General features: G+C 63.3%; 14 protein-coding genes. 5 read left to right on the top strand and 9 right to left on the bottom strand.

The genetic code is table 11. The features are described from left to right. The 3 genes from VNH11_00820 to VNH11_00810 form a co-directional block, all read right to left on the bottom strand. On the bottom strand, window positions 1-648 hold a 648-nt coding region (locus tag VNH11_00820; GenBank protein ID HVA44901.1), incomplete at its 3' end, for a hypothetical protein. 3 nt (window positions 649-651) lie between these two features. Further along, window positions 652-984, bottom strand: a complete 333-nt coding sequence (locus tag VNH11_00815; protein HVA44900.1) for a hypothetical protein — start codon at window positions 982-984, stop codon at window positions 652-654. Between the two features lie 490 nt (window positions 985-1,474). Further along, window positions 1,475-1,786: a hypothetical protein gene (locus VNH11_00810; GenBank protein ID HVA44899.1), complete on the bottom strand. Its 312-nt coding sequence runs from the start codon at window positions 1,784-1,786 to the stop codon at window positions 1,475-1,477. A 455-nt stretch (window positions 1,787-2,241) separates the two neighbouring features. Between VNH11_00810 and VNH11_00805 the strand changes: the two genes are divergently transcribed. Genes VNH11_00805 through VNH11_00795 form a run of 3 tightly spaced genes read left to right on the top strand, consistent with a single transcriptional unit; the run spans window position 2,242 to window position 3,282 of the window. Further along, a complete protein-coding gene (locus tag VNH11_00805; GenBank protein ID HVA44898.1) occupies window positions 2,242-2,502 on the top strand; it encodes a hypothetical protein in 261 nt (86 codons plus the stop codon). A gap of 3 nt (window positions 2,503-2,505) precedes the next feature. Then, window positions 2,506-2,940: a type II toxin-antitoxin system VapC family toxin gene (locus VNH11_00800; protein ID HVA44897.1), complete on the top strand. Its 435-nt coding sequence runs from the start codon at window positions 2,506-2,508 to the stop codon at window positions 2,938-2,940. A gap of 30 nt (window positions 2,941-2,970) precedes the next feature. Beyond that, a complete protein-coding gene (locus tag VNH11_00795; protein ID HVA44896.1) occupies window positions 2,971-3,282 on the top strand; it encodes a PIN domain-containing protein in 312 nt (103 codons plus the stop codon). A gap of 23 nt (window positions 3,283-3,305) precedes the next feature. Here VNH11_00795 and VNH11_00790 read toward each other — a convergent pair whose 3' ends face one another. From VNH11_00790 to VNH11_00780, 3 genes are all read right to left on the bottom strand, one after another. Further along, the gene (locus VNH11_00790) at window positions 3,306-3,428 is read right to left on the bottom strand and encodes a hypothetical protein (GenBank protein ID HVA44895.1); all 123 of its coding nucleotides are present in this window, start codon (window positions 3,426-3,428) and stop codon (window positions 3,306-3,308) included. Between the two features lie 3 nt (window positions 3,429-3,431). Continuing rightward, entirely contained in the window at window positions 3,432-3,707 is a 276-nt protein-coding gene (locus tag VNH11_00785) for a hypothetical protein (protein HVA44894.1), read from the bottom strand. An 88-nt stretch (window positions 3,708-3,795) separates the two neighbouring features. Then, window positions 3,796-4,380 (bottom strand): asparagine synthase-related protein, encoded by a 585-nt coding sequence (locus VNH11_00780; GenBank protein HVA44893.1) that lies wholly within the window; start codon window positions 4,378-4,380, stop codon window positions 3,796-3,798. Here VNH11_00780 and VNH11_00775 point away from each other — a divergent pair. Both VNH11_00775 and VNH11_00770 read left to right on the top strand, forming a co-directional pair. After that, complete coding sequence (locus tag VNH11_00775) at window positions 4,340-5,440, top strand: hypothetical protein (GenBank protein HVA44892.1); 1,101 nt, start codon at window positions 4,340-4,342, stop codon at window positions 5,438-5,440. The two genes, VNH11_00780 and VNH11_00775, sit on opposite strands and share 41 nt — an antisense overlap. 11 nt (window positions 5,441-5,451) lie before the next feature. Further along, window positions 5,452-5,994, top strand: coding sequence for a hypothetical protein (locus VNH11_00770; protein HVA44891.1), 543 nt, complete (start codon window positions 5,452-5,454; stop codon window positions 5,992-5,994). Window positions 5,995-6,093: 99 nt separating this feature from the next. On the opposite strand, the gene VNH11_00765 is transcribed toward VNH11_00770, so the two are convergent. From VNH11_00765 to VNH11_00755, 3 genes are all read right to left on the bottom strand, one after another. Beyond that, window positions 6,094-6,306: a hypothetical protein gene (locus tag VNH11_00765; GenBank protein ID HVA44890.1), complete on the bottom strand. Its 213-nt coding sequence runs from the start codon at window positions 6,304-6,306 to the stop codon at window positions 6,094-6,096. Between the two features lie 267 nt (window positions 6,307-6,573). Further along, the gene (locus VNH11_00760) at window positions 6,574-8,043 is read right to left on the bottom strand and encodes a hypothetical protein (GenBank protein ID HVA44889.1); all 1,470 of its coding nucleotides are present in this window, start codon (window positions 8,041-8,043) and stop codon (window positions 6,574-6,576) included. Between the two features lie 316 nt (window positions 8,044-8,359). Beyond that, the coding region (locus VNH11_00755; protein ID HVA44888.1) for a hypothetical protein at window positions 8,360-8,673 on the bottom strand (314 nt) is incomplete at its 5' end.

Raw genomic sequence — 8,673 nt, 5'->3', positions numbered from 1 at the left:
CATCTCGCGGTCGTAGCGCTCGCTCCAGAGATGGAAGCCGTCGCGCACCTTCACGAGCTGGGCGGTCACGCGCAGGCGGTTGCCCGACTTGCGCACGCTGCCTTCCAGCACCGTCTCCACGTTGAGCAACTGCCCGATGCGGCGGATGTCCTCGTTCTTCCCCTTGAAGGCGAACGACGACGTGCGTGCCGGCACGCGCAGGTCTTTCAGCCGCGAGAGGGCCATGATCAGGTCCTCGCTGATGCCGTCGCTGAGAAACTCGTTCTCGTGGTCGGCGTTCATGTTCACGAACGGCAGGACCGCCAAGGACGGCTGGCCTTCCGGTGATGATTCGGGCGGTGGCTGTGCTGGCGACGGGGTTTCGCGTGCAACCAGCGCCTCGGCCACGGCCCGCGCGGAAGCGGGACGCTGGCGGGGGTCTTTTTGGAGGGAGTGCCGTATCGCGCGTTCGACGGCCGGGTCGAGATCGGCCACCAGTTCGGCCGGCCGGCGCGGCAATGATGCCGCGTGCGCTCGATGCAACTGGTCGATCGAGCCGCTCTGGTGCGCCGGTTGGCCCGCCGGCCCCGGCGCGAGCACGCCGCCGCAAGCCGAGCAGAACTTGCCTTCAGCGTTGTTTTCGGCGGAGCAGGCGGGGCAGGTTTTCATCGGTCAAGCGTTTGCTTCTGTCAGATGACCCGCGAAGTTGTCAGTCGTGGGCCAGGGCCAACGAGGTTGAGCGTTGACGGCGGCCGCAAGAATCTCTTGATCCTTCTCGCCTTCGCCTTCCGTCCAGGCCTTGATGAGCGCGATCAAATGGGCGCCGGCGACGCCGTGAGCCAATTGCAGGCGATGGGCAGGCAGCTCGTAACACGCAGGCTCCCATTCCTCGCGCGCCCAGGCAGCCAGAAACTCCAATTCGTCATGGGCGAGTTTCATGGTGTTCCGTCCGAAGCGTTGGCAATCCTCCCCGGCGTTCATGTTCATGAACGGAATGACGGCCAAGGACGGCGCCGCCCCGCGTGGGATCTACCCAAGCCAGCGCAAAAAACCACGGCACCGAATCTCGCACCGTAAAATACCGGCGCCGCCCGCGGAAGAGCACCCAATCCCATTGTCGGAGCACATCTCGGCCGATGATGCCATGGAACCCAGCCAAGGAACGCGGTAACTCCAACCGCGCCGCCGCAACCTGAGCAATCGGTTGCAGGGAACTCGTTGGAAACTCGAATCGTATCCAAAACAATTGTGATTCACCTACGGCCAGGCTTGTCTCGACGCGAACTTTGCCGGCCGCATACGGTTGGAGTTGGCGAATTACTTCCGGGATAAGGCTGGTGCGTTTTGACCCCGAGTCCACGATGAGCTGAACCGGCACCGGCCGAGGAATCGGTCGGCGGAGGATCCGAAACTCGCGCTGTTGACCGAGGACTTGCGAAACGGCCGCAGGCATGATCCAGTGATCATCCACCTGGGTAGTGAAAGTTCCCATGGCTCAACCGAGCCGCTTGAAGGAGGGATGATTGATATCCACATGGGAGATGTGCTCGGCCGCGTCGGACGCCGTGATCTCTTTGATGACTACCTTGGTCAAACCGAAGCGGCATACCGCTTCGTGAATGGCGTCATCAAGATTATCAAACACGCCCACGAATTCATCATCGTGGATCAACGCAAGTTTGCCGCAATGGTCGCGAACCAATCGGTCGCGTTCACGGGCGAAGACCGCCTCTTCACGGTCTATATCCAGGGGCGGATCATCCCGGCCAAGGACCGGCCATTCCGAGGCAGTAGTTTGCGGATGCATGCAGATCCCCTTTCTGAGCAAGAACTCCGATCAATGATAGCGAACTCAGCGATGCAGGCAAATGGGCGTGCCAGGGCGAAGTCGGTGATGCGCGCCGGGCCCCGGCAATCGGCGCGATAGACCTTGCCCATGCCGCCTGAGGCCGGCGAGCGACACGATTGGGTAGCGGCCGCAGATTTTAGTTCCCGGCAGGAAGCGGCCATGAGCCGACGAATGAGGGTCGGAAATCGACGCGGACACGCAGGCGTTCTTCGCAGGGTTGTGATCGACCGTCGCCTCTGGCCCCCGCACGAGCAGGCCGCCGCAGGCTGAGCAGAACTTGCTATCAGCTTTGTTTTTCTGCGGAGCAGGCCGGGCAGGTTTTCATGGGTCAAGCGCAACGATTCCGAGAACGGAGTGATTCTAGCAGACTCGATGGCGTGGCGGCAGCGAAGATGTCTCTGTAGAATGGCGATATGGAAACTCTCGTCCGCGATGTCCGAGACCTTGACCAGTCCGACCGCTCCGCCCTGGAGCGGGTAGTGGGCCACCCACTGCGCGAATGCCAGCGGCTCGTGATTCAAGTGATGAACTCTGGCGTCGAGGAGCCGGCGGCTGGGACCGCGGACGATGAATCGCCGGCGTGGTGCGACGTGTACGAGGGCCTTTCAGACAGCGAAATCGACAATCTCGACGCGGCCATCGTCCGCACGCATTCGAGCCGCGATGTCTCTTAGGATATGGACGCGTCACTGCTCGACACCGACACGCTCTCGGAATTCCTGAAGCGTCGCAATGCCGCGGTCACGGCCAAGGCGAAGCTATACCTGAAGCAGTACGCGCAATTCACGTTTTCCGAATTCACCCGTTTTGAGGTTCGACGTGGATACGTCGACAAGCGGGCCACGCGCCAACTCGCTAAGTTCGACGTGTTCAGCGCCCACTCGCTGGTTCTGCCGATCGACAGAATAGTATTCGATCAGGCGGCGCTGCTCTGGTCCGAAGCCCGGCAGGGTGGCCACCCTCGCACTGATGCGGTTCTTCTCATCGGGGCGACGGCGCTAGTGCATGACCTGGTGCTCGTCACCGGCAACCGCCGCCACTTCGCCTGGATGCCCGGGCTACGGATTGACGAACCTCAGGGGCAGATGCCGCCCGTAGCGTCGCTTGACTGACGGTCCGCGTCGCTCAGTATTCGCTCGACAATGCAGTACTTGCTCGATACAAACACTTGCATTGCCGCGATGAAAAACCATCCGTCGGTGGTCGCCCGGTTGTCGGCCGTGGCTCCGGCCGCATGCGTGGTTTCCACGATCACAGTTTATGAGCTTTACACGGGGATCGAAAAGTGCGCCGATGCAACGCACGAACGATCAAAAGTGGAGCGGCTTCTGGCCACGGTCAATGAGTTAGCCTTTGACTCTCGGGCAGCAAAGGAGGCAGCGCGGATTCGAGCACAGCTCGAATCGCAAGGGCAGATGATTGGCCCCTACGATGTCCTGTTGGCCGGTCAATGAACGAAAAGACATAGCACAGTCTTTCACATCGTCGGGCTGGCACCGGCCTCGACGGCCCCGAAAAAGCCCGCGCGCGGCGACATCTTGCCGCGCCGCTCCGCTCCCAACTCTTTCGCAATGCGCCCCATGTCCAAGCGTGTGCTCATGAATTACTCCTTCGCAAAATCACGAAATGCGAGATACTCGTCGCCGATCACGAGCCCAACTTCGCCTTGACGGGCCTCGCGCCCCAATCGTCGGCAGAAACTTCCAAGCCGGCTTAGACGATCCGCATCGGCGATGTCGGCCGGGGTGGTGTAACAATGAACCACGACGGGCTGATCCTCGACGAGCACGCCGCCGATCTCGTCGTCGCGCCAAACTCCCTTCGCCCGCGGAAACGCGGTGGCCCCGCCAAACAGCAGGCCGAAAGTTTCGAGCGCCATATCTACCCAGTATTCCTGGTCGATCGCCGTTTCTCCATCAGATCACGCTCGACCGGGACGCCGATTGAGCTTTCGGCCGGAGTCGTGCTCAGACCGGTGAAACGATCCGTTCCTGGATCACGCAAGTGCTCAGCAGGACCATCAGCGGCATGTCGTAGGCGGTCCGCAGGCCGTCGTCCATAGTGGGAAGCTGATCGAGCAGCGCCACGACTCGCGATCGGTCGAAGAACGGCAGCGCGTCCAGGGTCGGCCCGCGCAGCGTATCCTGCATGAGCTGGTAGAGCCGGCCGTCGGGGTTCAGGGCAGCCGGGGGGGTGGTGAACGGGTGCTTTTGCCGGGCGTACACGGTCGCCGACAGGACCGGACGGGCGGCCTCGCGCAACACGTGTTTCTCGACCGTTCGGCGGATCTTCTGGTCAAGCGGCAGGTCGCGGGCCAGCTCCACGACGTGGTGGTCCAGGAACGGCAGCCGACCCTCGATGGAGTGCGCCATCTCCATGCGGTCGCCCAGAAACGCCAACACATAATTCGGCAGCACCACTTTCGCCCACAAGTAGAGCGCCGTCCCAGAGGATGAAGGCGAACTCGCTGCGGAGCCGCTCCAGACAGCCGCTGCCGAGCTCTTCGTACAGGTGCAGGGCGATCTCGCTGTTCGACCGGGTCTGGAGCCGATGGCCGCGCCGGGTCAGCTCGTCCTGGATGCGCTCGAAGTCGTAGAACTCCCCGTTGACGACGATTTGCAGGCGCCCGTCCTCGCTGGCAATCGGCTGGTTCCCGGCCGCCAGGTCGATGATGCTCAGCCGCGCGTGGCCCAGGCCGACGCGATGGTCGGGGTCCATCCAGGTGCGTTGACCATCCGGGCCCCGGTGGGTCAGCCGTTGGGTGGCGCGATGCAACTCTTCAGAGCCGACCGCACCCGTCGGCGAAAACATTCCCACGATGCCGCACATTGTAGCCCTTCAACCGAGAATACCCTGCAAGGATTATTCTACCGGTTTCGCGAGCGATCGCCCACGGGCGCTTACACGATACGTTATTGTGCTGCACGAACGGCGCGGTGTATCTGGAATTCGACCGCGAGGCTGGCTCGCTACCCTTGGTTGGTTTCAGTTGCCAATTGGCCGCAGGTCGTGCTAACCTGTCGATGTGTCGTCGATTTGCCGCGAGAGACGAACGTCGTGCCCACCCGAGAAGAATACGAAAGGAAGATCCTAGCCCTTGGATGGCCAGACTTGCTTGCGCTTTGGGATGCGGTTAAGGTCCGGGACACGCCCGATTGGGGCGCGGGCAAGGCATTCGAGTATCTGGTGCTTCGGGCATTCGATCTTGATGGTGCCGTCGTTCGATGGCCCTACGGGGTCTCCCTTTATGGTCAAACGGAAATCGTTGAGGAGATCGACGGTTCGGTAAGAGTTGGAGCGTTGTACAGCTTGATCGAAAGCAAGGACGAGAACGGCGACATTGCGATCGCTCCGATCGCTAAGCTGAGGAACCAATTGCTTCGGCGGCCCGCTGGCACGTTCGGCATGGTGTTCAGCTCGCACGGGTTCACGGATCCAGCTAGACAACTGGCGCACTTTGCGTTACCTCAGTCGATTCTTCTCTGGACCGGAGACGAGGTCGAGTACGCTTTAAACCAGCAGAACATCTGCGAGCTCTGCGAGATGAAATATCGCATGTGCGTGGACCACGGCATGGTCGACTTTGACGTCACGACAGGAGCGATCGTATGAAAGTTTACCTCTTGGTGGAAGGGAACTCGGATGCGGCCTTCTTCCGACGGCTTCTCCCGGCCGAGATCGTGCCGGAGACAACCATCGTTATCGTCGGTGGACGATCCAACATTTCGTCTAAAGCCCGCTCACTCATGGTGACGAAGGGAAGGCCAATCGCCCTGGTCGCCGACACGGAGGTGACGGAGAAAGACGCCGTCGAACAGCGAATTAGGACTTTGGAGGAGCTTCTTCGCTCGGCAACCGCGGGCGTTCCCTACAAGGTAATCTTCGCAGTGCCCGAGATCGAGGCGTGGTTCTTCGCCATTCCTGAGGCATTGGAGCGGCTGAGCGGAAAGAAGCTCTCGCCCGAGCAGCGCGAATTAGCCGAGGTGCGGCCGAAGGAAATTCTCACAAAGCTTTTTAAAGACGAAGGCCCGTTGTTCGTCGACCAACTAGCTAGCAAGCTGACGGAGTCAGAGATCCAAACGCTCCGCGAGACCCAGCCTAGGAAGGATCTGATCGACTTCATCACGCAGCAAGTCAACAAAAAAACCGAGCCGCTACCGGCGTGACGAGGGCGTCGGCCCGGGGCAGCGCGCGAATGCGCCGTCGCACTCCGCCCGCTGCAGCACACCGACCAGCGCCCGCCCGACAAGGTGGCTATTGCGGCCCTAGGCCACGAGGCTGCCGTTCACCAGGTCGCCGGGCCGCGCGTGGATGTTGTCTTGGGCGTAGGTGGCGAAGAAGGCGTCAAAACCCTTGCCGGCGCGCAGCGTGTTGGCGCTGGTCGTGTTGTAGTCGATCGCCAGGTTGTCGCTCAGGTCGCCGGCGATCGACGCCGCCGAATCGTGGCCGGCGATGTCGCTCTCCCAAAGCGCGAGCACCTGGCCCAGCGTGTCGCCCCCGGTCGCGGAGCGCGCATGTCACCTCCTGGATCGAGCATGCCGAGTTTCCGCTGCTGGTGCTGCGCTATGAAGACCTGCACCGCGATCCGGTGGCGCACTCCCGGATCTGCGCGAAATCTTCGATTCATAATCATTCGCCCTCGCGAAACCGTGTCGCCCCGCAATGGCTAAAGCCACGATCGAGAAGCCCGGCTGTAGCCGGATCGACGATTCCAGTTGCACGCGGTGCAGATACAAGAACGAAGGTCAGGAGCCCGTTTCCGGATAGAACGGGATCGGTTGCGGCAACGTCTGCCGCGGCGAGGAGGCCGCGTCGACCGTCGGCAATCGCTCGATGACGTTCGATCGCATCGGCGATGCTTCCGGAGGCGGGGCCATCGAGGGAACCGAAGAATGGGCGCCGCTCGTGTTCGAGCGAAATAAAGCGGCGGACGGAAACTTGCCGTGGGCCGACCTTCCCAGGCCGTCGGAGCCAGACGATGGCCTGGGAAGGCCGCTCCGCGCCGGCCCAGATTGCGAAAAAGACAAGGTGGGTGCCACGATCGTGCCCTGCGGCGATACCGGCCCGAATTGACGGCGCAAAGGCGCGACCGGCGTCCTGGGCACGGCTGGCTTTCTGATGCGTGGAGTTGGCTGTGTGGCCTGCGCCGTTGAACGCACGATGGGCATCAACTCGCCGCCGGATTGAAGCTCGTCGGCGGTGAGCGTCCGCGGGCCTGTTGCCGGCCCGCTCGATTCCTGTTGGGGCGGGCGCTTCGTGGTCGCCAACACCGCGGTTGCACGTGGCGCGTCGGCGCGCCGGGCAAAGGCGTTGCCCGTCGGTGCGGGCGGACCTGCCGCTTTCTCGCCGTCCCGGCGCACCGGCACCGCGGCTGTGTTACCGTCGCTGAGGGCGGCGAGCAGCGCACGTTTGTACATAGACCATAGTTGATCGCCGCGCAGCGCGGCGGGCACGCGAACCACCAAGGTCGGCAGCTTGCGGTCGATGCCCGTGTAAACGGCCAACGAGCCTTGCTCCGCGGCGGCGTTGAGGGGAACCGGCCGCAGCCCGCTCGCTTTGGCGAACTCGCGGGCCGGCTCGTCCGCCGGTCCAGCGTAGACCAGCTCGGCGTTGCGGCGCGTGGCCGCGAGAATCATGACGCGGTCGGGCCGCAGGTCGCTGATGAGATCGGCCAATGCACGTGTTTCGGCTTCGCTATCGGGCTCTCGGCCGCTCAACCAGATGCTGCCGGATGGCAGTTTATGCCATCCGCGCGTGGCAAAGTTGCGGTCGAGCCGCACACCGCGCGCGTTCAGCGGCGAGCGGCGCAGCCGGCCGTCGGGGTTGGGGTCGCGGACCAGTGTCACGCGCACGCCGCTCACGCCCCGCGGAAAGCGTTCCAGGTGCTCGGCGAGCTGCTCGACGAGCGCCAGCGCCGCGGTTTCGTCGCCCCCCAGCGGCCCGACCACCAGCACCTGCGTTTCGCCCTGGCCGAATTGCCGATATTCGATCGCCCGGTCTTCGAGGCTGCGGGCGAGCACGCTCCAGCGCGGAGGATTGGCCGACGGGTAGCCGGCTTCGTGAGAAGTCGGGGCGGCGTCGGGCGTGGTGCCGGAATTCTCGCGAATTCCGCTGGGCGACGGGACCGTTTGTGCCGAGAAGACGATGGTTGACGGTCGCACCGCGAGCGGCGATTGCGCGGCGGCACTGGGCGGCGACGCGCAGCAGATCGTCATGACAATCAGCCCGAGCGGGAGACGCAAGTCTCCCGGTAGCTCTGTTTTATTACCTGGCATCAAGTTAGCGCGGCTTCGCGATGAGGGGTGGCGGGCGCAGCATCGCCCGGAAAGCATAGCCCCTGGCAGCGAGAGGTCAAACCGCTTGCCTGGGCGTCACCCTGGTTTTGAACTTGGCCGCGGTCCAAATTTTCACAACCACCCGCCTAAACAGCAGAAACGGAATGGCGGTGGCTGGGGCAGAGCCGCGCCGATTCGGCAGTTCCTCGGAAACCGCTCCGCCGCGGCGATGCAAGTGCCTCGCTTGCGCTTCGGGTTAGTGTGGCCGCGGCCAGAGCGGTTTGCTGCCCGGCGTCGGCCGCAGCCAGCGCCGACGCCAGGTCGGACCATGGACTGGGATTCGCCGACGCGTAGGCCGCGATGGCCGCCGCGTCATCAGCGCGGCCGAGCACGCTTTGCAGTTCGCGGCAATCAGGGAAGTTGTTCCGACGGCCACGGCCTCGCGCTGGGCGTTCTTGGGCAGGTCGAGAATGGCCGCCGCGTCGGAGACGGAAACCAGCCCCGACTCCACCGCGGCAATCAATTGCTCGTCGCCCGCGGCCACCACGCGCGAGGCCGTGGTCACCGAGC

The sequence above is a fragment of the Pirellulales bacterium genome (assembly GCA_035533075.1).
Classification (GTDB): Bacteria; Planctomycetota; Planctomycetia; order Pirellulales; family JAICIG01; genus DASSFG01.
The sequence above is the reverse complement of the archived record's forward strand: the minus strand, read 5'-3'. Positions and strand labels throughout refer to the sequence as shown.

Excerpts from the sequence above, each read along its gene's own strand:
- VNH11_00805 (HVA44898.1), top strand. The coding sequence starts at position 2,242 with ATGGAAACTCTCGTCCGCGATGTCCGAGACCTTGACCAGTCCGACCGC.
- VNH11_00760 (HVA44889.1), bottom strand. The coding sequence starts at position 8,043 with ATGACGATCTGCTGCGCGTCGCCGCCCAGTGCCGCCGCGCAATCGCCG.
- VNH11_00790 (HVA44895.1), bottom strand. The coding sequence starts at position 3,428 with ATGAGCACACGCTTGGACATGGGGCGCATTGCGAAAGAGTTGGGAGCG.
- VNH11_00795 (HVA44896.1), top strand. The coding sequence starts at position 2,971 with ATGCAGTACTTGCTCGATACAAACACTTGCATTGCCGCGATGAAAAAC.
- VNH11_00810 (HVA44899.1), bottom strand. The coding sequence starts at position 1,786 with ATGCATCCGCAAACTACTGCCTCGGAATGGCCGGTCCTTGGCCGGGAT.
- VNH11_00785 (HVA44894.1), bottom strand. The coding sequence starts at position 3,707 with ATGGCGCTCGAAACTTTCGGCCTGCTGTTTGGCGGGGCCACCGCGTTT.
- VNH11_00800 (HVA44897.1), top strand. The coding sequence starts at position 2,506 with ATGGACGCGTCACTGCTCGACACCGACACGCTCTCGGAATTCCTGAAG.